The 24117-nt window shown below is 63.5% G+C and carries 27 protein-coding genes and 1 tRNA gene; 2 read left to right on the top strand and 26 right to left on the bottom strand.

Annotated elements, in window-relative coordinates:
- The first annotated feature begins 171 nt into the window (after positions 1–171).
- Positions 172–1290 carry a UDP-galactopyranose mutase gene (glf, locus tag Q0D41_RS01885; protein WP_294374347.1) on the top strand — a complete coding sequence of 373 codons (1119 nt, stop codon included), beginning with the start codon at positions 172–174 and terminating at the stop codon, positions 1288–1290.
- Between the two features lie 75 nt (positions 1291–1365).
- Here the strand turns inward: glf and Q0D41_RS01890 are convergent, their stop codons facing one another.
- Complete coding sequence (locus Q0D41_RS01890; protein ID WP_294374350.1) at positions 1366–2301, bottom strand: glycosyltransferase family 2 protein; 936 nt, start codon at positions 2299–2301, stop codon at positions 1366–1368.
- Positions 2302–2586: 285 nt separating this feature from the next.
- Between Q0D41_RS01890 and Q0D41_RS01895 the strand changes: the two genes are divergently transcribed.
- Complete coding sequence (locus Q0D41_RS01895; RefSeq protein WP_294374352.1) at positions 2587–2946, top strand: hypothetical protein; 360 nt, start codon at positions 2587–2589, stop codon at positions 2944–2946.
- Positions 2947–2994: 48 nt separating this feature from the next.
- Here the strand turns inward: Q0D41_RS01895 and Q0D41_RS01900 are convergent, their stop codons facing one another.
- From Q0D41_RS01900 to Q0D41_RS02020, 25 genes are all read right to left on the bottom strand, one after another.
- Positions 2995–3774 carry an HAD hydrolase family protein gene (locus tag Q0D41_RS01900; RefSeq protein WP_294374355.1) on the bottom strand — a complete coding sequence of 260 codons (780 nt, stop codon included), beginning with the start codon at positions 3772–3774 and terminating at the stop codon, positions 2995–2997.
- Between the two features lie 214 nt (positions 3775–3988).
- Positions 3989–4063, bottom strand: a tRNA-Thr gene (locus tag Q0D41_RS01905).
- A 233-nt stretch (positions 4064–4296) separates the two neighbouring features.
- Positions 4297–5229: an N-acetylmuramoyl-L-alanine amidase gene (locus tag Q0D41_RS01910; RefSeq protein WP_294374121.1), complete on the bottom strand. Its 933-nt coding sequence runs from the start codon at positions 5227–5229 to the stop codon at positions 4297–4299.
- 70 nt (positions 5230–5299) lie between these two features.
- Entirely contained in the window at positions 5300–5554 is a 255-nt protein-coding gene (locus Q0D41_RS01915; RefSeq protein ID WP_294374357.1) for a phage holin, read from the bottom strand.
- An 8-nt stretch (positions 5555–5562) separates the two neighbouring features.
- Positions 5563–5883, bottom strand: coding sequence for a hypothetical protein (locus Q0D41_RS01920; RefSeq protein ID WP_294374116.1), 321 nt, complete (start codon positions 5881–5883; stop codon positions 5563–5565).
- Between the two features lie 156 nt (positions 5884–6039).
- A complete protein-coding gene (locus tag Q0D41_RS01925; RefSeq protein WP_294374359.1) occupies positions 6040–6831 on the bottom strand; it encodes a hypothetical protein in 792 nt (263 codons plus the stop codon).
- A complete protein-coding gene (locus tag Q0D41_RS01930) occupies positions 6831–7055 on the bottom strand; it encodes a hypothetical protein (RefSeq protein ID WP_294374362.1) in 225 nt (74 codons plus the stop codon). The genes Q0D41_RS01925 and Q0D41_RS01930 overlap by 1 nt, the downstream gene beginning before the upstream one ends.
- 8 nt (positions 7056–7063) lie before the next feature.
- Positions 7064–9016 (bottom strand): collagen-like protein, encoded by a 1953-nt coding sequence (locus tag Q0D41_RS01935; protein ID WP_294374365.1) that lies wholly within the window; start codon positions 9014–9016, stop codon positions 7064–7066.
- Positions 9017–9019: 3 nt separating this feature from the next.
- A complete protein-coding gene (locus tag Q0D41_RS01940; protein WP_294374368.1) occupies positions 9020–9247 on the bottom strand; it encodes a hypothetical protein in 228 nt (75 codons plus the stop codon).
- Positions 9248–9258: 11 nt separating this feature from the next.
- Entirely contained in the window at positions 9259–10809 is a 1551-nt protein-coding gene (locus Q0D41_RS01945) for a collagen-like protein (RefSeq protein ID WP_294374371.1), read from the bottom strand.
- The gene (locus Q0D41_RS01950; protein WP_294374373.1) at positions 10800–11639 is read right to left on the bottom strand and encodes a hypothetical protein; all 840 of its coding nucleotides are present in this window, start codon (positions 11637–11639) and stop codon (positions 10800–10802) included. The genes Q0D41_RS01945 and Q0D41_RS01950 overlap by 10 nt, the downstream gene beginning before the upstream one ends.
- Entirely contained in the window at positions 11632–14910 is a 3279-nt protein-coding gene (locus tag Q0D41_RS01955; RefSeq protein ID WP_294374377.1) for a phage tail tape measure protein, read from the bottom strand. The genes Q0D41_RS01950 and Q0D41_RS01955 overlap by 8 nt, the downstream gene beginning before the upstream one ends.
- Entirely contained in the window at positions 14910–15365 is a 456-nt protein-coding gene (locus Q0D41_RS01960; RefSeq protein ID WP_294374381.1) for a hypothetical protein, read from the bottom strand. Before Q0D41_RS01960 ends, Q0D41_RS01955 begins: the two co-directional genes overlap by 1 nt.
- A gap of 229 nt (positions 15366–15594) precedes the next feature.
- A complete protein-coding gene (locus Q0D41_RS01965) occupies positions 15595–15879 on the bottom strand; it encodes a hypothetical protein (RefSeq protein ID WP_294374385.1) in 285 nt (94 codons plus the stop codon).
- A gap of 25 nt (positions 15880–15904) precedes the next feature.
- Complete coding sequence (locus Q0D41_RS01970; protein ID WP_294374388.1) at positions 15905–16903, bottom strand: phage tail tube protein; 999 nt, start codon at positions 16901–16903, stop codon at positions 15905–15907.
- Positions 16890–17078, bottom strand: coding sequence for a hypothetical protein (locus tag Q0D41_RS01975; RefSeq protein ID WP_294374391.1), 189 nt, complete (start codon positions 17076–17078; stop codon positions 16890–16892). Before Q0D41_RS01975 ends, Q0D41_RS01970 begins: the two co-directional genes overlap by 14 nt.
- Positions 17072–17488, bottom strand: coding sequence for a hypothetical protein (locus Q0D41_RS01980; protein WP_294374393.1), 417 nt, complete (start codon positions 17486–17488; stop codon positions 17072–17074). Before Q0D41_RS01980 ends, Q0D41_RS01975 begins: the two co-directional genes overlap by 7 nt.
- Positions 17485–18282 carry a hypothetical protein gene (locus Q0D41_RS01985; RefSeq protein ID WP_294374396.1) on the bottom strand — a complete coding sequence of 266 codons (798 nt, stop codon included), beginning with the start codon at positions 18280–18282 and terminating at the stop codon, positions 17485–17487. Before Q0D41_RS01985 ends, Q0D41_RS01980 begins: the two co-directional genes overlap by 4 nt.
- A gap of 38 nt (positions 18283–18320) precedes the next feature.
- Positions 18321–18500 carry a hypothetical protein gene (locus Q0D41_RS01990; protein WP_294374399.1) on the bottom strand — a complete coding sequence of 60 codons (180 nt, stop codon included), beginning with the start codon at positions 18498–18500 and terminating at the stop codon, positions 18321–18323.
- On the bottom strand, positions 18500–19651 hold the full coding sequence (locus Q0D41_RS01995) for a phage major capsid protein (RefSeq protein ID WP_294374402.1): 1152 nt from the start codon (positions 19649–19651) through the stop codon (positions 18500–18502). The genes Q0D41_RS01990 and Q0D41_RS01995 overlap by 1 nt, the downstream gene beginning before the upstream one ends.
- Positions 19651–20295, bottom strand: a complete 645-nt coding sequence (locus Q0D41_RS02000; RefSeq protein WP_294374404.1) for an HK97 family phage prohead protease — start codon at positions 20293–20295, stop codon at positions 19651–19653. Before Q0D41_RS02000 ends, Q0D41_RS01995 begins: the two co-directional genes overlap by 1 nt.
- Positions 20288–21670, bottom strand: a complete 1383-nt coding sequence (locus Q0D41_RS02005; protein ID WP_294374407.1) for a phage portal protein — start codon at positions 21668–21670, stop codon at positions 20288–20290. Before Q0D41_RS02005 ends, Q0D41_RS02000 begins: the two co-directional genes overlap by 8 nt.
- 43 nt (positions 21671–21713) lie before the next feature.
- Positions 21714–23189, bottom strand: coding sequence for a terminase large subunit domain-containing protein (locus tag Q0D41_RS02010; RefSeq protein WP_294374410.1), 1476 nt, complete (start codon positions 23187–23189; stop codon positions 21714–21716).
- A complete protein-coding gene (locus Q0D41_RS02015; RefSeq protein WP_294374415.1) occupies positions 23176–23661 on the bottom strand; it encodes a P27 family phage terminase small subunit in 486 nt (161 codons plus the stop codon). Before Q0D41_RS02015 ends, Q0D41_RS02010 begins: the two co-directional genes overlap by 14 nt.
- Positions 23654–23995 carry a hypothetical protein gene (locus tag Q0D41_RS02020; protein WP_294374420.1) on the bottom strand — a complete coding sequence of 114 codons (342 nt, stop codon included), beginning with the start codon at positions 23993–23995 and terminating at the stop codon, positions 23654–23656. The genes Q0D41_RS02015 and Q0D41_RS02020 overlap by 8 nt, the downstream gene beginning before the upstream one ends.
- Positions 23996–24117 lie beyond the last annotated feature (122 nt).

Below are 24117 nucleotides of genomic sequence, written 5' to 3' on the forward strand. Positions count from 1 at the left end.
AAAAAGGATTCGGCTATGAAGGCTGTGTAGCTTTTGGGCAACACGCCAAAAACGTAAAAGGCTCTATCGCCGCACTTGATTTGCGACTCGCAACCACGCCACGGAAGCGATGTCGTTCATGCAGGCGCGACAACGCACGCAACGTTTCCGATCGCATAAGGAGAACACCACATGTCGCAATATGATTATCTCGTCGTTGGCGCGGGCTTGACGGGCGCCGTCTTCGCGCATGAAGCACAAAAGATCGGCAAGAAATGCCTGGTGATTGACCGCCGCGACCATATCGCGGGAAACGTCTTCACCGAAGAAATCGAAGGCATCAACGTGCATCGATATGGAGCCCACATCTTTCACACTTCCCTACGTGGCGTTTGGGACTATATGGGCCAATTCTGCGAGTTCAACAACTACGTGAACTCCCCCGTTGCCTACATTGATGGCGAAACATACAACATGCCCTTCAATATGAATACGTTCAGCAAGCTTTGGGGCGTATTCACTCCCGCTGAAGCAAAGGCGAAAATCGCTGAGCAGGTTGCTGCCGAAAACATCGGCGAACCCACGAATCTTGAGGAGCAAGCGCTTTCCCTCGTTGGCCGCGACATCTTCGAAAAGCTCGTGAAGGGCTACACCGAGAAGCAATGGGGCCGAGATTGCAAAGATTTGCCCGCCAGCATCATCAAACGCCTGCCTTGCCGCTTTACCTATGACAATAATTACTTCAATGACCGTTTCCAGGGCATTCCCATGGGCGGCTATACGAAGATGGTTGAACGAATGCTCGAGGGCGTAGAGGTGCGCTGCGGCGTCGAATACAAAGACCTTATTTCGGAACAACCCAACATAGCCAATCGAACGATTTATTGTGGTCCCATTGATGCTTTTTATGACTTCAAATTGGGCACCCTGGAATACCGAAGCCTCCGATTCGAAAGCGAGATTCTTGACGAGGAAAATCACCAAGGCGTCGCTGTCGTGAATTACACCGCGCGCGAGGTGCCGTACACTCGTATCATCGAGCACAAACATTTCGAATTTGGTACGCAACCCAAAACGGTCCTGACCCGAGAATACCCCGCCGATTGGAAGCCTGGAGACGAGCCCTATTACCCGGTAAACGACGCGCGCAACGAAGCGTTGTATGCTGAATACGAGAAGCTTGCAGCCGAAGAGGGCGACGTGGTATTTGCCGGCCGCTTGGGAGGCTATAAGTATTACGATATGGATAAGGCCGTTGCCGCCGCTTTCGACCTCGTCAAAAAGGAACTCGGAGTGGAAATCGCCAAATAGCCCTCACGAGGACATTAACGAGAAAAGCCTGCATACGCAGGCTTTTCTCGTTTTAGGCAATCAATTCGGGAAGAACTATTTCGCGTCTTCAGCCATGAATCTATACACTTCAATCTCCCACTGCTTACGGCTTGCCTTTGCAACAGAATCAAGAATAAGGCCGGCGGTAAAAGCGAGGCATCCGCAGAACACGAGCCCAACGGCCAGAATGGTAGAAGGAACGCGGAGCACCACTCCGGTCGCAAGAAACGCCGTGATGACGGGAATTCCCACGATCAAACCGAGCGCAATCAAGATGAGCGAAATCCATGCAAAGAAAGCGAGGGGCTTGTATTCTTTGAAAAGGCTCGCAATGGCCTTAAGAACCTTCGCACCGTCGCCGAACGTCGAAAGCTTCGACTCGCTGCCCTCAGGACGATCTCGATACTCGATGGGCACATCTACAATGCGCCAGCGTTTATCGACAGCATGAATGGAGAGCTCCGTCTCTATCTGGAAGCCCTCGGAAAGCACGGGCATGGTTTTTACGAAAACACGATTGAAGGCTCGGTAACCCGTCATCACGTCGTCGAACGCAAAGCCGTAAATGCCTTTAATGAGCCAACGGACCAAATTATTGCCAAAACCGTGAAACGCCCGGTCGTTTTCCTCGCCATAGCTTCCGTTGGAAAGGCGATCGCCAACGGTCATGTCGGCCTCGCCCGCCTGAAGAGGGGCCAAGAGTTCACGCGCCGCCTCGGCGGGATACGTATCGTCGCCGTCTACCATGATGTAATAATCGGCATCGATGTCGCGGAACATCGAGCGCACCACGTTGCCCTTGCCCTGGCGCGCTTCGTGACGCACTATCGCCCCATGCTCAGCTGCGATTTTTGCGGTCTCGTCTTTCGAATTGTTGTCGTACACATAAATTACCGCTTCGGGTAATTCGCGCTTAAAGTCATCTACCACCTTGGCAATGGTTACGGCTTCGTTGTAGCACGGTATAAGCACCGCAATGCTATCGCCCATTCAAGCCTCCATTTAAGTCTGTCATTTGCTCAGTCAAATAAAAGTTGTTGTGATTATAGCGTCTTACAAGTAAAGCAATTTTGCTATTAAACCATGCAAATAATCGGCAAATTCTCACGGTCATATGCGTCTTTGCGGGCCCACACACGGAGCATTGGGTCTCGAGAGCAGAAATCCTCAAACCCATGCATTGCATTGCCATCATGAGCATTCGGACTATGCGATATCATGAAGGCGTACACGAACACTCCGCGCATGGCGCGGTTTCAATGATAGGAGGGCTTCATGCCCGCAATGCTCGCAGCGCGTCTATACCGCGTCTTGCCTCTTCTCGCGATACTCGCGATTATCGGTGTCGTCGTCTATGTATTCATGTCGTGGCGATACACGCCGGCGCGCGCCAAAGAGGCCGTCATAAAAATCTTCATCGCCTTAAACGGCGGCCTGTCGATTCTTTTTGCGCTCGCAACGCTCTACGCATGGATTGAAAGCAATGCGTTTGTGGCCGATTTCTTCATTACATGCTTGGCGACCACGCTCATCATGCTCGGCATTACGTTCATTTGCCGCAGGAATTTCCTCAAACACAACCCAAACTACCGCTGGCGACTCACCGACCGCGCAAAGAAGCAGCCGAGGAAATAGAAAACCTGTTAAACGCTACAAGCATTTAACAGGTTTTAAGCGGGCTTGTCAGGCGTCGATGAATCCTAGGTGGACGCATGCGTTCCAGATGCCGTCATCGTCGACATCGGTCGTCACGTAATCGGCGCGCTGCTTCAGCTCATCGATGGCGTTTCCCATGGCAACGCTCGTCCATTCGGGCAAAAACATGCACACGTCGTTGCTGCCGTCACCGAATACCACGACATCTTCAATCGGCACCCCCAAACGCGCCATGCAGCGCTTGATTCCCTCGCCCTTATCAACGGGTTCAACGAATACGGCATACGGGCTGAAACGCGCCGTGGGCACCTTCGACAGAGAAGCGATGCGCGCCTCTTCTTCAGGCGAGCAAATCACATAGACCTTGTAGAAGCACTCGATCGAACGATAATCGAGCCCAGGGTCAACAACCGTTTTCATATACGAATCGTGCACAAGCGCGTCGTAGTTGGCATAGCGAGTCCAGCGGCGGCGGGAATCGTCGAAAGAGATTGCCCAAACAACGCCGAGACGCTCGCATTCCTCAATCACGTCGATACATGCTTGCGTATCGAGCGGCTTGATTCCCAAAAACTCGCCATTGAGCGTAAGGCTATTGCCGCCGTCGGCCACCATATTCCGAAAGCCGAGTTCATGCATGAAACCCTCACCCATTGCATGCAGGCGTCCCGTGCATATCGCGAGGAAATGGCCTTCAGATTCCAAGATTTCAAGCGCCCGCTTCGTCGATTCGGGGATATACCGCCCCATAATCGGCCCCGCAGCCAACGTGCCATCGATATCGAAAAAGAAATAACGTTTGCGCATATGCCTTCATCCCTATCGGTTCAATTGCATGAAGCAAACACGAACCACAACCGCGCTCAAAACAAACGAGCAGCATCCTGGCCAAGCGCAGCGACTCGAATGAGAACGGAATCGCAACTCGAGCGCGATCGCCAATCGAAAATCAAAGCGTCATTCAGAACGCCGCGCGGCATCCATAAAAAAGGCCGACGGTATGTCGGCCTTAGTTCGATCATGGAGCCAGTGACAGGAATCGAACCTGCAACCGACTGATTACAAATCAGTTGCGCTACCGTTGCGCCACACTGGCAAATGAGCTTGGTTATTCTAGCAGATGGCTCCGAGGAGCGTCAACCGTTACGCCACCTGCGGTTTTGATTCCGAGGATTACGAGGTTTTCGACCATTTACGGCCACTTAGGATATGCCTGGGATATTCCGCCGCCCGTTTCCAGGCGCGCCCCACCCCACTGGAATAAACGCAAAAATAGGGACGCCCGAAAGCGTCCCTTTGTCATAGCTCTGTCGCAGCTTGTCGGAGCCCCTAGGCCTCCAGCGAGTGCGCGAGCATCTTGCCCGTCTCGTCGAAGCCGTAGAACTTGCCGTCGATTCGCAAAACCTCGTCGTTGCTCATGGAGCCGTCATCCTTGAGCCAGTACCACTTGCCGTCGACGAGCTGCCAGCCCTTGACCATCTCGCCGCTCTCGTCCATGTAGTAGTACGCGCCGTCGACGAGCTGCCAGCCCGTCGCCATCGCGCCCGATGGAGTGAAGTAGTACCACTTGCCCGAGATTTCGCGCCAGCCCGTGACCATCGCGCCGAAGGCGCCGTCGTGCTGGTCGTTGAGGAAGTACCACTTGCCGCCGTCGGAAAGCCAGCCAGCTCGCATGTAGCCGCTCTTGTCGAACCAGTACCAGGCGTCGCCTATCTTCGCCCAGCCCGTCGGCCAGGTGCCGTCGCCGTTGGCGTACCAGTAGCGGCATTCGGCGTCCTGCTGCCAGCCAGACGGGTAGTCCTCGCCGCCGTAGCCCAGGAGCTTGTTCGCCTGCGCGACCGCGTAGTCGACGTTGGTCGTGGACGGGCACGAGGTCGCGTATACCTCGCGGTGGTAGATGATGTTCTCGCCGTGCACGAGCTTCTCGCCCCCGAGGTGGCGCTTCGACATGTCCGCGAGCAGCTTCGCGCAGGTGTCCAGCGTCTCGGTGCTCGGCGGGTTCGCCGTGGTGCCGCAAAGCTCGATGCCGAGGCTTCGGCGGTTGTACCAGTAATTGCCGCAGTGCCAGGCCGTGTCGTTCTCGCTCACCAGCTGGGCCACGTCGCTGCCGCTGATTACGTAGTGCGCTGAAGCCTGGCGGGCAGGATTCTGGAGCGTCGCGATGCTGCCGTCCCACCATCCTTCGCAGATGTGCACGAAGATGTAGAAGCGGCCGTTGTTGCCGTAGCTGAAATTCGGCGTGCCGTACCAGGTCAGGCTCATCGGCCCACCCCTTCGATTGGGCCGTCGCTCGGGTCGCCCTTGCCCATGCCGTTGATTTCTTCCTCGTCCATTACTCCCCCTTCGGCTCCGTGTAGCCCATGGCTCGCTCGCTGTCCCCGACTCCTTGCGTGGTCGGATCTACCACCACGCCGAGCGCGACCAGCAGATTCACCGCCAGCATCGCGGCCTGCGCCACCGCGTCCTGCGACACCGGCGGCACCACGCCGAAGATGCCCGCGACCTGGTAGCCGAAAGCCAGCGCCGCCGCGATGAGCGCGGTGAGCGTGGCCTTGTTCTTCAGCCGCAGAATCCAATTGATATTCATTCGTCCTCCTATCTCGGTATTTCCCCTCGTACTTCGAAGTCCTCGTTCGCGTGCCTCATCAGCGCGTGCACGTAGTTGTTCCCGCCGAGCGCGTAGTAGCTCTCGGCTCGCCTGTTCATCGTCTCCAGCTCGCACGCGCTTATGTAGCCGTCGCGCTGCGCCGCCTCGTACGACTGCACGATGGAGGCCTTGAGCGCGTTTCGCTGGGCGGTCCTCATCGCGCCCCACTCGTCCCGAATCTCCTCCATCTGCCTCGACATGAAGCCCGCAAGGCCAGTGATAGCGGCCAGCGAAAGGCCGCTGATAACGCTCGCGGCGATTGCCGCCATGTCCAATCCGTCTCCCTTCTGCCAGCCGTCCCTGCCTCGATTCTGCGCGAGTGGTCACGCGACGCAGTTTTCGCCGCGCAAAAGAAAACCCCAGGCGGGTCGGCGCGTCGCCGTTGCCCGCCTGGGGTCTCATGATTCGGTTGTCCTCGCCAGCCCTTACACGTTCTTCGGGAAGCACGCGCTGAACGTGACGCCCTTGACCGTGCCGCCCATCGTCTTCGCGTACAAGACGCCGTCGGGCTCGATGTTCATCTGCACGACGTTGTTGCCCTCGGTCGGCGCTCCAGAGAAGTACGTCTGGATGTCGGGCCTTCCCCACCACGGAATCGTGGTGATGCTCTTCCACGAGGTGTTTATCTCGTACGCGCGAATCTTGCCGTTCAGGAAGACCGTGCTGCCGATTCGGCGGGCGCGGATGTCGATTTCGTCGGTCTTGTACGCGGCGTACCAATTCGAGTCGGCGGTAGCTTCCGACACCCAGCTCCCGAGCGTCGCGAGCGGGGTCACGGCGCTGAAGAGCGACCTCGTGCTCGTGATGTTGACTCCGTTGAGCGTGATGCGCCAAAGCTTCAAATCGCTCGCCGGTACCTCTGGGTCGGACGGCGGGACGGTTGTCGGCGTGCCCTTGATGACGACGGGCTCGATGCTCTCGATGCCCTCAGCCGTGCGCGAGTAGCGCGCCACGATGATGTCGTTTCGGAACACGCCCTGCCCGCCGCTCTCAATCGTCAGCGTCGTCGGCGCCTGGTTCCAGAATCGCTTGCCGCCGACCATGCCCACGCCAGTTCCGAGCGTCACGTGGTTCGCCGAAGACATCGTCAGGTCGAAGTTGTCTCCGTACCACAGCACGCAGTTCTCCTCGCCGATGGTGGCCGTGTTGAGCGCCGACAGGTCGTCGCTGGAGATGTGTTTGCTTCCGGTCATGCCGTCAACGATTTCGAATGACATTACTGCTCCCCTTCCTGCTCGGTCGGCTCCTCAGCGCGGTCGAGCGCATCGTAGTACGCCGCCGCGAGCTCTTCCACCTCTGCGATGTCGGCCTCGTCGAAAAGGCCGCTGTCCAGGTGCGCGTAGGCCTTGTCGAGCCAGTACGCCACGTCACGGCCAGCCTGGATTTCGCGCTTGATGCTGCGCAGCGTGAGGTCGTGGCGGGCCTTGCTTCGGATTGCCATGTCTTCTCCTAACCTTCGGTGATGGATGCGATTGCGGATTCGAGGTGCGCCACGACGATGTTCACGTCCCGCACGTACTCGATGCCAGTGTTCGGCGTGACTTCCGCATCAGTCCACACGTTTACGATGCTGTCTTGGGCTTTTGGCATGTCGATTTTGCCCAGTCTGTATGCCTTCGGCTCTGTGTCGCAGTAATAGCAGGTCACGGGGTTTTTCTTCAGCCAGTCGGCGAACGCGCTCACATTCGCGAACGTCTCGCTCGGCCTTATACGGAATATGGTGCCGTTGGTGTTGGCGAAAGAGTAAGCGCAAACCTTTGAACCGTAGCTATATGGGTTAGCCGTCTCGAACCTATCGAACATGCCGCCCCACTGCTCGACATTTACCACTCCGCTCCCGATTGGCCGAATCGTCTCGTAGTAAGTTTTGGAGTCGCCAAACTTGCAGTCAGCGAATATCTGGGAGCCATCGAGGACAACCTTCGCAACCCGAGCAACCAGCTCCACATTCCCCTCTGCGTCCACCACGATTTCATCCGCCGTGCCGTCGTGGAGCTTCGCCAAATATGGATGCTCTGCGGGGAGGGTGAAGGCGAGGGATTGCCCTGCATAGGTGACGCTGGCTGTCGGGGCTGTTCCCCGCTCAAGCTGGATTTCTGCGGTAACAGGGTATTCAGGCCGCCCAGCCAGAACCTTTATCTTCACCTCGGTGTCGCTGCCGAGTTTGAACGCGCCGTTGCCGTATCTTAGTTCCGAGTTGTCGCTCGCTCTTCTAATTTCAAAAGAAACGTCACCGCTTACCCAGTAGGTTCCAGCGGGTAGCGTGCCGTATGACGGAACAGCGGCCCAAGCAATGGAGCAAGATTCGAGCGCCTTAACCTTACCGTCGTCAGCAACGTAGTACCTAGGCAGAATCTCGGCCAACCTTGAGCCGCTCAGGAAATTTCGCCCCACCACCTTCACCGTAGGATGCTCAATCACGGTGATTGCCTTCGGCTCTTCGGGGCTTGGGATTCCGTCCTGCTTGGCCGCACCCTCTACCACGATCCCGCGAAGCGCTGCGCCGTTGAAAGCGTCTTCCACGTGCGCCACGGTGCCCGATTCGCCGCCCACGAGGATGTTCTCGGCGGCGGGATACAGCTTCGCTTCCGTGGCCTTCACCTCAGCCATGGCTGTCCGAGCGTCTTCCGCGGCTTTGTTAGCGACCGTTGCGGCCTTGGTCGCCGGTCGCTGGAGTTCCGCGATTTGGCTCTCGGTGAAGTCGTCGTAAGTGAACGGGTCACCCTTCTCGCCTTTGACTCCCTGCGGGCCCTGAGCGCCTTGAGGACCAGTGTCGCCCTTCACGCCCTGTGGCCCCTGGATGCCCTGCGGCCCCTGCTCGCCCTTCTCGCCACGGTCACCCTTGGCACCGATGTCGCCTCTCGGGATGCCGAGGCGCAGGCATTGCGCACCGTCCTCCGGCACCAAGCTCGCGGTCGCATCGCTGCCGGGGTCGAGCGCCTCAGCCTCGGCGTGGATGATTCTGGACGCGAGCGCCTTCGCAGTCGCTTCCCTCACCTCGGCGATGAGCGGCTTGTACTCCTCTGCCTGCTCGCCGTCGGCGTCGATGCAGTCGAGGACGCTACCCGCAAATGAATCGGTGGTATCGACCAGCTCGTCGCCTTTGCGGATTTCGATGTACCCCGTAAACGTGCCTACTGCGGAATACAGAGCCACAGGCAGCATGATTCGCGCGATGCCTGCTTTGACGACCTCCATCGGATACGGGCCGACCAGCTTGCCAGCCGCGGTCGTGGCGACCAGGCTCGCAGTTTTGCCCACCAAGTCGTAGGGAGCGCCGTTCGCGCATACCTTCACGGTCAGGAGCACATTGTTGCGCTCGCCTCGGCGCAGCGGGGCGATTCGCGCCTCGCCGTACTTGTCCTCGCGCTTTCGCGTGTCGAGCTTGATTGTCTGGCCCATCGGCTAGTCCTTCTTCGCCATGAATTCCTGGAAAGCCGCGTCCTGCTTGGCCGCGAGCTGCTTGTACGCGTCCGTGCAGGCCTTGCAGAGCAGTCGGCTCGCCTTGCTGCCGTACTGGTCGAATCGCTCGACCTCGCGCCAGTCCGCCGATGCCGCCGAATTCGCGGCCAGGTACGCGTCGGCCCCGCATCGGTCGCACACGTAATGCGTGATTCCGTCAGTCTTCGCCATGCTTGTCTCCTTTACTTCGTCCTGAGCCATGTGTAAGGCCCTACGCTGGGCACCATGCTCCATTCGCCGCCGTAGTCCGACGGGTCATAGCCGCTCGTCTCCATGTACGTCCCTACCGGGTGCGACGCCTCGAACATCTCCCTCACGGTCACCGCCGATGCGGTACCGGGCGGGCCCTGCTCGCCGCGCTCGCCCTTCGGCCCTGCGTCGCCCTTCGGCCCCTGGGCGCCTTGCGGCCCCTGCACTCCGGCAGGCCCCTGCTCGCCGCGTTCCCCGCGCTCGCCCTTCTCCCCCTTGGGGATGCCCAGCGAGAGCGTCTTCTTGAGGCCCTCGCCCGAAAGCGACGCGGTGGCCTTGGCGCCTTCCGCGAGCGTGGCCACCTCGCCCATGGCGATGCTTGCCTGCGCCCACGTCTGGAGCGATTCCGAGGCGTCGGTAGCGGCCTTTTTGGCCTTCGCGTCGACAGCCGCCAAGGCCTCGGAATCGACTTCGGCGCTGAAGGTGTAGTTGCTCAGCGTCAGGCCCTTGCCCGCCAGGTAGGCGTGGCCTCCGCCGCCGCCCGACGTGTTCGAGAGCGACACGCCCGAGGCGGTGCCTCCCGCCTCATAGCGCACGTCGGTCTCGCCATCGCCGTCCATGATCACGGTCTTGCGCGTGAGCGTGGCCGTGGTGTAGATGCCTGTTACAGGTTCGCGGCCTCCCACCACGTCGCCTATCTCGTACTCGGAATCGTCTGGCAGGGTCACTTGAATCTCATCGGCGGCTTGCAGCTCCTCGAGCTTCTTCTTGCCGTCCTTCTCAAGCGTCTCTGCGTCCGCGCTGCTGTAGTCGTACACGGCGCCGCGATGCTTCGCGCCGAAGATGCTTTGGGTCTTGGACACGTTGCCCGAATCGTCGGCGTAGAGGTCGAGGCGAATGCGGTCTTTGAGCTCGCCGCTGCCGAAGCACGCGAGGTGGTTTACCGGCCTCCAATCGCGCTCGATTTTTACCGAGATTCGGTCTCCGTCGAGCTCTTCGGTGGAGTAGTCTCCCTTGGGGGCGGCCGACAGCACGCACTTGCGCGACGCGGAATCGAAGCGCGTCCGCAGCTTCGCGCCGCTGCCCGCGAGCATGTCGACGAGGCCTTGGTAGCCCGTGGCGGCTGGCCTGCCGAATTGGTACGACGCGCGCACGCCCGAATCCGCCGAAGCGGCGGCGAAGAGGTCGGAAAGCCCCATCTCGGCGATGAGCGCGCCGATGGCGGCATTCGCCTCGCCCTCCACGGTCTTGTAGTCCTGGCCCTCTGCCGGCGCGATGAGGTTGCCGTCGAGCACGCCGTGCCACGTGCGGCCGCTGAATGTCACGGTTCCCTCGCCCGTGTCTGGCGCGATGCCGTCGACCACGCCGCCAACCTCGCCGCCGTCGCAGTAGAGCAGCGAACCGTCTGACATGGCCGGCGCATCGTCGGCGGGGCATTCGAGCTGCCAGGAATTTCGCGAGCCCGGGCCGAATTCGCAATCCAATTCGCAGCCCGCGACCACGGCGAGGTCGTGCCACTGCGCGTCGGTGTATATCAATTCCACGGCGGCGTGCTCCTCTCGTCGTACGTAATGAGGTCGAAGCCGAATGAGCCGTCCCATTCCAGGCTGCTCACGCCGCGCGGCACGCGCTCGAAGACATACGAGCCGCTGCCCTTCGAGCCTCGCGTGCGCTGGTCGAAGACGTCGATGGCATCGCCCGCGGCCGTGATGAGCGTCACGGTTTTGGCGCGCCCGTCGATTTCGAGGCGGTCTCCTTCCGCGAGCGTGGCCTTCGCGCCGTAGGTGTTGCCTGCGATTTTTATATAGGGATTCACGGCTGGGCCGAAGATGCGAAGCAGGAAAGGCGCGTCGGCACCCGTGGCCTCCACGGTTATCTCCGTCGCCTTCGGCGGCGATGAGAGGTCGTACGGGAGGTCGTACGGGAGGTCGAGGAATTCGCCTTGGTTGGGGTCGTCGAGCTTCGGTGCGTAGCTGTGGGAATCGCCGCGCACCCAGGCCCCGTCGGTGGGCTGGACTGTGGCGTCGTCGCGCAGGTAGCCCGGGCGCAGGAGGTACTTGGTGAATGCGTGGCCGACCACGAAGCATTCGAGCTCGTAGCCGTTGGCGGTCACGAAGCGGCCGGGAGTCTGTGCCATGCAGTCGCGCTCCATGAGCGACACGATTCGGTCGCGCTCCTCGTAACCCCCCTCGTCCGGCACGCAGAGGCGCAGCGGCACGGTGCGCTGGCTGCGCGAGCGGCGCAGCTTCCACCGCTTGCCGCTCGCGCTGTAGCTCCACTCGATGTCGCGGAGGTCGCTCTCGTTGGCGTACGCGCCGCTACCGAAGGTCGCGACCTCGCCAGTCGCGCTGATGTATGTCAGCTCATCAAGCATCGGCAACCAACCTCGCAATCTCGCGCCCGCGCGACTTGAGCGAAAGTCCGCCGTCGAGCATGTCCTCCATCGTGGCAAGCATGGTAGCCAAGAGGTCACGCACCTCGGCGAGCTGCGCGTCGCGCACCGCCTGCGCCTGAGCCTCGCGCGTGTCGGCCTGGCGCGCCGCTGCCGTCTGCATCCCGCCGTCGTATGCAGGCTTCACCGTGAATTCCGGCGCAGGCCCCTCGGCGGCGTCGAGCGCCGAAGCCGCCATGGTCCTCGCGGCCGCGGCCGCATCGGCGGCTCCCGCCTCGATGTTGAGCGCGTAGCCCTGGGCGAAATAATCGCCGAGCGCGCGAGTCTTCTTCGATGGCGATGCCGAGGCCTGTTCGGCGGCAACCGCGTCGAGGGCGCTGCGCGCCATGCTGCGCGCCGCCTCCGCGACCCTGCCGACGAGCGAGCCGATGCCGTTGGCGAAGCCCTGCGAGAAGTCCTGGCCCTTGCCGTAGCTGTCGGCCCCGTCGAGGCCGCTCTCAGCCTTGCCCCTCACGTCCTGCGCCGCCCATTTCGCGACAGGCCCCTTGGCGGATATGGCATTGGCGAATGCCGCCGTGGCCGCGTCGCCCGACACGCCTGCCGCAGAAGCCGCCGCGTCGAATTCGCTTTGCGACATGCCCGTGACCGCCAGCGCGGCGTTGACCGCGGCCTGGGTCTCGGACGAGAGGCCGGCGGCGAAGTTCGCGCCGGCGGTCTGGCCGCTGCCCATCACGGTGATGCCGAAGCCGCTCAAGGTGTCGATGATGCTTTGCGTGGTGCCGTCGTAGCTGCTCGCGAGCTGCGTGAGCTGCTCGTCGTTCAGGCTCGCGAAGGTCTCCGCGCTCACGCCCGTGTCGGCGAGCGCCGCGCGGAATGCCTCGAGCGAGGTGCCGTTGCCCGCGAGCGTGGACTGCAAAAGCTGGTTGGAGCTGATGAGCGCGGCGTAGCCGCCGTCCATCCCCTCCATGGCCATCTTCGCGATGGTCATCTTCTCGCCGTAGCCGTCGACCGCCGTGGTCGCCGCGTCGTAGGCCTCCTGCGCCTTGCGCACTTCCGCCTCCGCCACAGCCTGCTCGACCGCCGCGGCCTGCACGGCATCGGCTCCGTACTTGCTCGCGTCGGCGTTGCGCTCGGTGGTCTCCTGAAGGTTCTTCTGCGCGGCGGCCAAAGCGTCGGCCGCCTCCGTCTGCCGCTGCAGGCCCTCCTCGTAGCCCGACTTGCTCGCGTCGAGCTGCAGCTGGTACTCCTGCGCCTCGACGAGCTTCAGTATCTCCTCCTTGGCCACGGTCGCGCCGTCGGCCATGACCTGGTACGCGCCGCCCGCGTCCTGCGCCACGGTGTAGCTCGTGCCGCATTTCTCGTTCACGCCGTCGACCGCGAGCTGCAGGTCTGCCAATTCCGACGCGCTCAGGCCAGAGCGGCCGGCGAGCCGTTCTATGGCGTCGCCGTAGCCCTCGAGCACCTGCACACCAGCCGCCGTCTCGTCGGCTCGGTCATTGAGCGTCTGAACCCATTCGGCCTGCTTCTTTATCACCGCGTCGAGCGAGGCTGCGGCCGTGGCGCAGCCGCCGGAGATTCCCGCCACGGAATCACCCGCCGACGTTGCGGCGTTCGGCACCCTCGCGAGCGCGTCGCGCAGGCCGTCGGTGGCCGTGCTGAATTCCTTCTGCCTCGCGCGCGCCTCGACCACGGTGGACGCGAAGAGGGCGATGCCCGCGATGGCCGCGCCCGCAGCCGCGCCAGGCCCGAGCGATGCGAGCTTCGTGGCGAGGTTGCCCGCGCCCGTCTTGGCCACTGCCATCGCCGCGCCGAGCCCCTTGGCCCCGCCGGCCGCCGCCTTGGCCTTGACCGTCCACTCGGCCATCTTCGCCGCGCATTTCGCGAAGCCGCCCACGACCTTGCCCGTGGAGGACACGAGCCTGCCGCCGATGGAGAGCACGGGGCCGAGGGCTGCGACCATGGCCACGGCCTTGATGATGCTCGCCTGCTCTTCCTTGCTCAGGTCGCTGAACGCCTTCGCGCCGTCCTCGATGGACTGAATCACCGGCGATGCGGCGTCAACGGCATCGAGCGCGGCATCGACCAGGGGTCCGCCGACCTCCTCGGCCACGGCCGTGACGCGGTTCTGCAGCATCTGCCATTTCGCGGCCATGGAGTCGTTCTTGTTGGCCACCTCATCGGACAGCGCGCTGCCGTCCTTCCACTGCTCGTTCGCGAGCTGCACGGCGTTGCCCAGGAGGTCGGTGTTGCCGGCGAGGCGGCGCAGCGCGTCGGACTGGCGAAGCTCGGTCACGCCCAATTCATCGAGCGTCACGTTCATGTTCTCGGCTTGGCTCAAGCCGCCGAGGAACGCCTCGAAGGCGCCCGCCGCGTCGCTCTTCCACGCCTCCGCGAATTGCTCGGCGCTCATGCCCGCGACATCCGCGAACGCCGCCAGCGACTCGCCGCCCGTGGCAACCGCCTTGTCGATGTTGGTGATGACCGTGGACACGGCGGAGCCGCCCGCCTCGGCCTCCATACCCAAGGACGAGAGCGCGCCGGCGATGCCCATGATTTGCGGCTGCGTCATGCCCGCCTGCGTGCCCGCCGACGCGATGCGCATCGACATGTCGGAAATTTCCGATTCGGTGGTGGCCAGGTTGTTGCCCAGGCCTACGATGACGTTGCCGTATGCGCGGTAGTCCTCAGCCGACATGCGCGTGATGTTCGCGAAGCGCGCCAGGTTGGTCGACGCCTGCTCCACGTCCATGTTCGTCGCGATGTCGAGGCCCGTGGTGATTTCCGCGAATTCCTGCAGGTTGTCCTTGGCGATGCCCAGCTGGCCGCCGAGCTCTTCCGCGGCGAGGATGTCCTCTGCCTTGACGGCGTTGGTCTTGCTGTAGTCGAGGGCGGCATCCTTGAGCGCCTCGTACTCCTCGGCGGTCATGTCCACGGTCTTCTTCACGCCCGTGAGCGCGCTGTCGATTTTCACGGCGGCGGCCATCGATGCCGCGGCGGTCGCGGCGATGGGGGCCGTCACGCTTTTGGTATAGCTGTCTCCGAGGTCGGTAAGCTTGCCGCCCGCTTTCTCCAGATTTCCCGAAAGCCTGTCGGCTTGGATGGAGGCCTTCGCGAGCGCGTCGGCGGCCGCGGAAGACGCCTGCATCTTCTCCGCCTTCGCCTGGAAGCCTTCCAGCGCCTTAGTCGCGGCCTTCGTGCCCTTGTCGTCGAATGCGCTCGTGATGGTGAGCTTCACAGTGCCACGCCTGGCCATCAATCCACCTTCCTCTGCAGCTCCGCCGCGGCATTGGTCACGATGTCCTCGACGGCCTTGCGGTACGCGTCCTCCTTGGCGTCGTACGCCGCCCATATGACGCGGCCTCCGCCGGGCCCGCCCTTCTTCTCGTAGTATTTGTTCAGGCCCTCGACGAGCGCCTTGCCGCTCGCCGTCTCGCCCTTTGCGGCGAATTCGGTGATGGCGGCGCCTTTGTCGGTCGCGTAAACGCCGACAGACAGCAGGGTCTTCTTGCGCGTCGAGTAGCTAGGCCTCGCGCCGCCCCGGTAGAGGCCGTGCGGGTGCGGCGTTGCCATCGCCCGCGCGCTCGACGCGATGTCGCGGCCAACCGCGACGAGCTCCTTCGATACCTTGCGCTTGATATCGATAGGGGCGTCCGCCAGTCCCTTGACCGACGCGACGCCCCTATCCATTCCGATTTTAAATCTGATCACTGGCCCTCCTAACGGGCGGCTCCAGCGAGCCGCCTTGCCATCTGCACGGCCCTCGACTCGCTGTCGCTGCGCCCGCCAGGGGTTTGCCCAGCCTGGCGTGCGATGACCGCGTCCTCGAGCGCCGAGTACACCTCCGCGCCCATGTCCAGCCCGTCGAGGCCGAGCATTCGCATGAGGTGCCACACGGGCTGCCCGCTCGCGAGCGAGACGCGCACCAGGGCCTGGGCCGTTAGGCCAAAGGGCTTAGGGCCTCTTCCGCCTCTTCGCCTTCCGCGACCTCCTCGTAGTCCCACTTCTCGAAGAAGTCGGAAGCCGCCTTGACGAGGGCGGGGCCTTTGAAGGTCTTTGCCGACGGCTGCGCCGCGATGAAGGCCATCACGAGCGACTTGGTGAATGCGTCGGCGGTCGGAGCGAGCGCGTAGTTGACGAAGAGCAGGTGTCCCTTGGTCAGGTACACGGTGCGCTCTTCGCCCGTCTCGAATTCCGTCAGCTTCACCTTGGTGCGAGTTGCCATTTCTTCTCCTCCTGCTTTTGTTCGCTTAGTAGCTGGCCACGTCGTTGGTCAGCGTGATGGTGATGGGGCCTGCCTCGTAGGTGCCGAGCAGGTTGTCGGCCGCGAGCTCGAGCTCAACGGCTCCGCCGCCCGCGTCGGATTCGGGCCAGTTGACGGCGAATGGCACGCGCGACGCCTCGATTTCGAGGCTCGCGTCGCCCTGCTTCACCTTGATCTTGAAGGCGCCCTCGACCACATCGCCCAGGACGGTGGTGCCGTCGGCCTTGCCCGTGATGGACTTGCGGAAGTCGTCGAGGTTGGACGGCTTCACGGTGATGGTGGTCTTGCCCTCGAATTTGCCCATCGACAAATCGCCCGGAAGCGGCGAGCCGCTGAAATACTCGGGATTGACGTTGCGACTCATCTCGAGCTCGAACTTCGTGATCTTGCGGGCTTCCAAGGACGCGCCCGCCACGTCGAGGGACACCTCGCATCCGTTGGGCGTGAGGTACTTCATGCCCGCCATCTCGGTGCCGCCCTTGGGTCGCGCGGCGTCGGCGCCGAAGGACGCGCCAAGCGCGGCGTATGTGGTGGCGATTTCCAGGGGCTTGTTGCCCTCGAAGGAAATCTTGATGGCGCCGACCTTCGCGTCGGTGGTCTTCACCTCGTCGGACTCCATATTGCCCCAGATGGTGCACCAGGGCGTGGCCATGTCCGTCGGGGACACGGTGAAGACGTGCTTGTAGAGGTTGCCAGAGCTGCCCGCCGCCGTGGTCTTGACGGTGCCGAGCAGGCCCTTGAGCAGCAGGCCGAGCACTGGCGGGTACGCGCGCGTCGGCGCGTCGAATCCCGTGGCCACCTCTTCCACGTAGGCGTTGATGGCGTAGGTCTGCCCCGTCTCCTCGTCGATGGTCACAGTCGGGCTCACGCCCGCGACCGCGCCGGAGCCGACGAGCGGGACGATGTAGGTCGGAGCGGTGGCAGGCGTCCCCTGCGCGGTCTGCTCCGCGATTGCCAGGTTGGAGATCAGCTTATTGAGCGACATCCGCAGGCTCCTTCTTCTCGCGTTTCTTCTCGGCGGGGCCGAAGTCCTCGCCGACCAGCAGGGCTATGTTCTTCGGAACGTCACCCAGGCGCTCGCCCTTCGCCCAGGCGTACTCGACGCGCCCGGAGGACACCGACACGGCGCGCTTCGCCGTGAGGTCTTGCGTCTCTACCATTGGTCGACCTCCACTTTCATCTCGATGGTGCTCTCGTGCTTGTTGTCGTCGGCGCGCCCCGAATAGAGCGTGGCCGAGGCCAGGCGGGCGTAGCGCACCGCGCCGCCAAGGCTCATGTCTGCCTCGATGGCGGCCTTGAATGCGTCCATCGCCAGAAGCGCGCGCTCCGCCGTGCCCATGTCCCCCGAGCGGCTGCCCGTCTCGCCGAAGCAGGCGTAGAGCGTCAGCGTGGCCGCGCGGTCGCTCTCGCCGCCCGACTCCTCGAAGTCGAAGGCGATGGGCACCTCGTTGAGCAGCACGCCGCAGCAGCCCGCCTTGATGGTGTCTGGCAGACCGTCGGCGGGCTTGAGGCCCGTGGCCTCCGCGAGCATCGGCGATATCGCGTCGACGGCGTCCATCAGCCAGCTCATGCGACCACCATCCTCTTGAGGCCGTGGCCTCCCGCCGCCTCGTCGCTCGACAGGAATGCGTCGACCTCGGGGATGCCCGTCGCGCCGTCCTTGCCCGCTACGCTGAATTGCATGTAGCCGAATTCTCCCGACTGGCCCGTGGCGCGCGGGTTGGTCGCTGGCTGGCCGACGATGGTGTCGGCGTATAGCAGCGCGTTGTGCAGCAGCGCGGCCGGCGGGATGCGGTAGCCGTACTCGAGCCACAGCTCCACGACAGAGCCGCGCGAGATGATTGCGGGGAACGACACGTTCCATCCGTAGGCCACGGCTCCCTCGAATTCCATGCCGTCGACCAGGCACTTGGTGACTCGGCACGGAGCGAGGTGGTCGGGGCGAATCGAGTTGGTGCCGTTGCCCGCGTGCCGCTCGTACGCGCCTCGCGGCGCGAATGCCGTGCCGCTCGCGCGGTCGAATACGTCCTCGACGTGCTCTCGCACCTTCGCGATGTCCGCGTCGGTGATGCCGTCGGACAGCTGCGGGTCGTACGCGCGCAAATCTTCGGCGGTGAAGTACGGCTCGCTGCGGAATTCGAGCAGCTGGATTTGCCCATCGCTCCACTCGGCGGTGTACTCGCCCAGGCGCGGCGGCTTCACCGCGGCCACGGCCTCGCCCGCCTCGACCGTGGCGGCGAACTCGCCGCAGGCGCGCAGGGATGCGTCGAGCAGGCGCACGCTGGCCTCGGCGGCGTCCGTCTTGACCGACAGCGCGAAGCTCGCGCCGTCGCTTCGGTAGAAGAACATCCGTTCTCCTTTCAATCGAAAAAGGGGCCGCGACTCCTCGCGGCCCCAAAGTGTTACTCGGGCTTCTTCGCCGGCGGCTTCTTGACCGCTGGCTTCGCCGCGCAGCCCTGCGCGACGAGGGCTTCGGCGAACTCGCCCAGCTCGACGGTCTCGCCCTCCTCGCCGGAGATGCGCACCACGCCATCGGCGGTGCATGCCTGGAAGTCGAGCTTGCGCAGGAGCTTGGCCTTCATTAGGCGCTCGCCTCGGTGGACAGGAGCACGGCGGCATTGGTGTCCCAAGCCTTGCCGCCGATGCGGCCGCAGGCGTAGAAGCGAATCTTCGGCGTGGCCGTGTACGGGTCGCGCAGGATGGTCGTGTTCTTGTGGATGCCCACCGCGTATGCCTTGGCGATGTCGCCGAAGGCGATGGGCGTGGTCTTCGTGCCGATGGCGGGCGCATTCTCGCACTCCTCGACGGGGCGGCCGAGGATGTACGGCTTGTCGCCGACCATGGTCACGAACGGGATGGTGCCGGCGGCCGCGGGGTGCGTCAGCTGCATAAGCTGGCACAGCGTGTCGCTGTTCACCAGGAAGGCGGCGTTCGCGCGATACGAGGGCGCGAGCTTGAAGTACATGGCCATGATGTCGGCCGCGGTCACGGCGCCTGCGGTCTTGACCTTCGCGCTCTTGTAGGACTCGGTGAAGAGACCCTTGATCTTGCTCTTGCCGTCGCCCGCCACGGCATCCTTCTCGGCCTGCTCGTAGATGTCCTCGTAGATCCAATTCATGAGCATGGACTCAGCGCCGGCCACCTCGTCGAGGTAGAGCTGCGTGGCTCGCTGGTCGGAGTAGTAGTCGTGCGCGGTCAGCGTCGAGTTGTCGATGGTCGGCGCGTTCTGCTCGGTGCGCTCGCCGGTCTCGGTCGCGTTGGCGACCGCGCCGTTGGTCGCCTTGACGGGCAGCTCGATAGAGTTCGAGCCGATCATGTTGAAGGTGGTGGCCATGCGCAGGATGGGGTTCACCGCGCGCACCGGCTCGACGAGCTTCGCGTGCAGGTTCTCTGGCACGAGGAAGCCGCCGTTCACGTCGGTGCCCGCGATGAGGGACTCTCGCTTCTCGACTCGCTCGACGCCGCCCTTGAGGAAGTCGCGGAAGGCGACCTCATCGCCGTCGGACTCGGCGCCGCCCTTGCCCTGTTTCTTCATCGCGGCGATGGCGCTGCGCAGCTCGTCGAGCTCCGCGTCCTTCGCGTCGCGGATTGCGCCCTCGACGCCGTGCAATTCGGCCTCGATGCGATTGAATTTCTCGACGTTCTCGGAGCCGAGCTCGCCGTTGACGGTGAGCGCCTCGAGGTCTTTCTGCAGCTGCGCGCTGCGCTCTTCAAGCTTCTGCAAAACAGTCATTAGTTCTCGCTCTCTACGATTCGGATTGCGCCCAATCGGGACGCCATATAGCGGGCTTCCGCACCAGACCCCGAGTCTTCGCCGCCGCAGCCCTGCTGCTCGGCCGCTTCCGCCGCTTCGCCAATGTTCTCGGGATGGTCACCCGCGAGCGCGGCCATCGCGTCGCGCGCCTCCGCCGTGGTCGTCGGGTATGCGGGGATGCCCGTCACCGTGAGGCTGTATACGTGGCAGTCCTTGACATGGCGCACGGCCACGCCGTCCTTGGTGCTCCACTCGTCGTCGAACACGCGCATGGCGAAGCTGCAGCCCGACACGTAACCGCCGCGCATCATCGCCATCACGTCGGCCGCCCACGAGGTCTCGGGCGGCACGGCCTCGAAGCTCACACCGTCATCGCGCACGTCGACGGACAGGGTGCCGTTCGACTGCCTGCCGAGGATGCGCGCGCTGTCGTGGTCGAAGTCGATGTAGAGGTCATCGTCCAAAGTCACGGCGTCGCGGTCTATCACCTCGACCCAGCCGCCGAGGTCGCGCGAGGCCTCGCCGAAGGCGATTGCGCGGCCCGAGATCTTGCCCTCTTCCGCCTTGGTCCCGTCGAGCGAGAAAGAGCGGATTTCGATTTTCTGTTTGTCCTGGTTACTCAATGCATGCCTCCACGAATTCGTCCACGGTCCCTACGATTCCCGCCAGCGCGAGCGACTCCACCACGGGAGCCGCCACGGTTCTGGCGAATTCCCAGCTGCGTTCGGTCGGCCCGTCCTTTGCGAATCGCGCCGCGATTCGCGAGCGCGCGTCTTTGGCCACGGGTTCGACCACGTTGGGGTTCACCACGGAGCCGTCCTCGGAAACCGTGCCGTTCGCGAGCGAGATGAGCGGCTCGTCCAAGCCCGGCAGCGGATTGAGATTCTCCTTGCGGCGCACCTCGTTTCTCGTCATGATTCCGCCGCTCGTCATGCGCAGGTAGCCCGCCGTGCGCGAGTTGTAGTCGCCTCGCTGCAAGCCGTCCATGTTGAATTCGGCGTAGCTGCCGCGCGGGAAGAGGCCTAGCGAGAGCACTTGCTCGGTCGCTTTGCAAACGGGCGTCATGGTGTATTGCGCGAGCCAGATGCTCGCCTGCTCGGAATTGGTGTACGTGCCGTGCGTCAGGTCGTTGATGATCGGCAGCGGCACGCGCCAGATTCGCGACACCTGCTCGAGGTTCCACCTCAGCTGCGGCGAGAAGTCCATGTCCTGCAGCGTCATCTTGTTCTGCTCAGGCCGAAGCCCGGGGCCGAAAACGAGCGTCTCGCCCGCGTGCCAAAGGCCGGCCTTGCCCTTCAATTGGGCCTTGAAGTCCTCTACCGCGCGGGGGTTCGTGCCAGGCTCGGCCGTGATGTAGGTCGGGAAATGGTTGCCGTTGTTGAGCAGCATGTCGAAGAACTGCTCGGCCTCCTTGCCGAGCTTGAGCGTGCCCTTCGTCAGGCGCACGAGGCTCTCGCCCTCGAACGGGTCTTTGAGGATGGAGCCCTTGAAGTGGAGCAGGTCGCTCGGGTGGATGAGCTGCGCTGGGATGTCCTCGTCCCCGGCGTACTGGTAGGCCATCTTTCCGCCGACGTGCTTCACCGTCATGGCTGCCGCGTTGAGCGGCCACAGCTGCGTGACCTGCCCGCGCCCGTTGCGAATCTTGAGCGCGTAGGCGTTGCCGTGGATGTCCTCGGATTGCTGCTTCCAGGCCCAGAACTGGTACGGGGTCATGAAGTCGTTGGGCCTGCGCTCCAAGAGGTCGGCGGTGCCGTCCTCGATGCGGTCGATGCCGCCGCTCTCGTTTGGCCTGTAGGCGTGGCACGGCAGGCTGGCCAGGGTCTCGGCGCGCACGCGGATGCACGCGAGCACGGCCACGCACGTGGTGGCCGTCTCTTCGCTCACGCCTCCGTCGAGCACGCCGCCGAGCCAGCCGATTACGGCGGGGTCCGAGAGGTCGACCGCCGCAGCCTGGGCGTCTCGCTTCTCGAGGCCCAGAAATCGCATGATTCGTCCCATGCGTCCCCTTTCTCTCGGGGAGGCATGTTCCGCCAAGCGTCACCTACACGGTCATGAGGCCCCAGGCCGCGCCGTCGTCGTTCGCGTCGAGCACGAGCGCGGCGATGGCGAGCGCGATGCAGCCGTCGATTTTGGCGCGCGATGCGGTCTTGCCCAGTCGCCAGCCCCATGCTCCCGCGTCGTCGCGCGTTGCGTTGGCCATGTGCTCGATGAGCTTCGCCGAATCGGGGCCGTGAATCTTCAGGCGCCCCTCGTCGACGAGCGTCAGGAGGTAGGCCGACGCGGCGCCCATGTTCGAGCCCGACTGCGCGAAGGACTCCACGGGAACGCCCCATTTCTTTTGCAGGTGCTGCGCCATGAGGAGCAGGCGCGCGGGGTCGATGGCGATGCGTCGCATGTCGCGCTCGTCGTAGTACTCGCGCACGAGCTGCTCTATCTGCTCGATGTCGTAGAAGCCGTCCTCGCCGGCCTCGTCGAAGATGATGGGGTACGCGTGCACGACCGAGCTGTTCTCGGGGTCGTTCGCGGCGATGGCGAGCGCGAAGCTGTCGCCGCTGTTCGCGCCGTCGATGCCCATCGACAGCGGCGCGTCCCACGGGAATTCGCCCGCGTCTGCGCACTTCTTCAGGCGCGACGGCTTGAAGGCCATGTCCGCGCCAAGGTCGTCGGGCGGGAAGACGTTCAGCTCGTACCGCACGAATTCCGCGAGCGGCAGCGTGCGGTACAGCTCTTCCATCTGCTGCATCGTGTGCCACGAGGCGAAGACGCACTTGCGCCACAGCCTGCGGTCGGCTGGGTTGAACTTCGCGCCCGCGAGCTGCTCATCGAGGGTCTGCGCGCCCTTCCAAATCACGTAGGCGTCGGGATTGGCCAGCATCGTCGGGATGATGTAGTCCCAAAGCACGCCGCGCCTCTTGCTGCCCGCCGTCGTGATGATGATGAAGAGGCTGTTGCGGTCTTTCATGCCCGACACGATCGCCGAGAAGATGGCCGTCGACTTCCACACGTGCGCCTCGTCTCCGATGCAGCACACGAAGTGGTGGCCCTGGATGGCGGCCTCGTCGGCGGGGTACGTCGAGAGCGTCGCGCCGGTCTCGCGGTGCCTGATTTCCTTCTTCAGCACCTCGAACACCGCCGAGAGCTCGGGGTCGAGCCTGACCATGGCGCAAATCTTGTCGAAGACGATTTGCGCCTGCGGCTTCGAGGACGCGATGATGCCGTACTCGCCCTCGGGCATCGGCTCCATCATCATCACGGTGAGCATGATTCGCGCGGAAATCTCGGACTTGCCCGTGTAGCGCTTCACGCCGATGAGCGCTTGGCGGTACCGCCTCGTGCCGTCGGGCTTGAGCGTGCCGAAGACGGGCTTCCAGATGTCCTCCCACTGCCATTTGTCCAAGAGGAACGGCTTGTCGTACCACTCTCGGTCGGTGTGCCTGACGTGGGTGCGCGCGAAGTAGTCGTAGATTTCGGCCTTCTTGCGTCCCTTCGGCGTGACGCGGCGCCTAGCCCTTGCCATGCTCTAGCTCGAACATCCGCGCCATGCGCTCGGGGAACGCCGTGGCCATGAGCGAGGCCGACGCGCTGTCGGCCAGGCGCAGCTGCGCGCGGGCAACCGGCGTGAGCCCCGTCTGTTTCGCTATCTTCATCATCTGGTCGCTCGCCTCGCGCATCACCTTGATGTCGGAATTGGCCTTGAAGCCCGTGGCCGTCTCCTCGCGCGTGCGCATGCCCTCGGGCTGCGACATGTAGCCCTCGCGCGCGTCGGTGTAGACCTGCCAGAAGTCGGCGTACTGGGCGAGCAGCGGCATATCTTCTGGCTTGAGCACCTTGAGCGCGGTTCCCGATTCGGAAAGCTGGCGCATGAGCGCGGCTCCTGCGGGAGGCATGCCCTCGGTCATGGCCTGCAGCATGGTCGCCATGAGCGCAGCCTCGCGCTCGGCGAGCTCGTCGGCGCGGTCCGGCGCGTTCTTCCCCCTGCCCTTAGCCATGCAGCCCCTCCGATTCGAGCACGGAAAGCACGCCGGCGGCCACGCGCGTGAGCACCGGCGCGGCCTTCGGGCTCGCGGCCTCGGCTGCGGCCTGCAGCCCGAGCGCGCAGCTCTCGAGCTCTGCGATGAGAAGCCCCGCCTCTTCATCCCCGAGCGGTTTCGGCCTCGGCGCCTGGATTCCCTTGTATTGCGAATGTATTGCGGCCGCCCGCTCGTCGCGCCTGCGCCTCTTGCTGGCCATCTTGCGGCACGTGTCGCTGCAGTAGGCCATCCTCGGCGAGGCGTTCGGCGGAAGCTCCTTGCCGCATCGGCGGCAGTATCTCGCTGGCATCATTCGGAAACCTCCCTGTCCAAGCGCTGAACGATGGCGATTTCCCTTCGGGAAAGATGCCATCGTTCAGCCGCTGCGCGTTCAGCCGCTGCGCGTTCAGCCGCTGCGCGTTCAGCCGCTGCGCG

Source organism: uncultured Slackia sp., assembly GCF_934630525.1.
Lineage (GTDB): Bacteria > Actinomycetota > Coriobacteriia > Coriobacteriales > Eggerthellaceae > Slackia.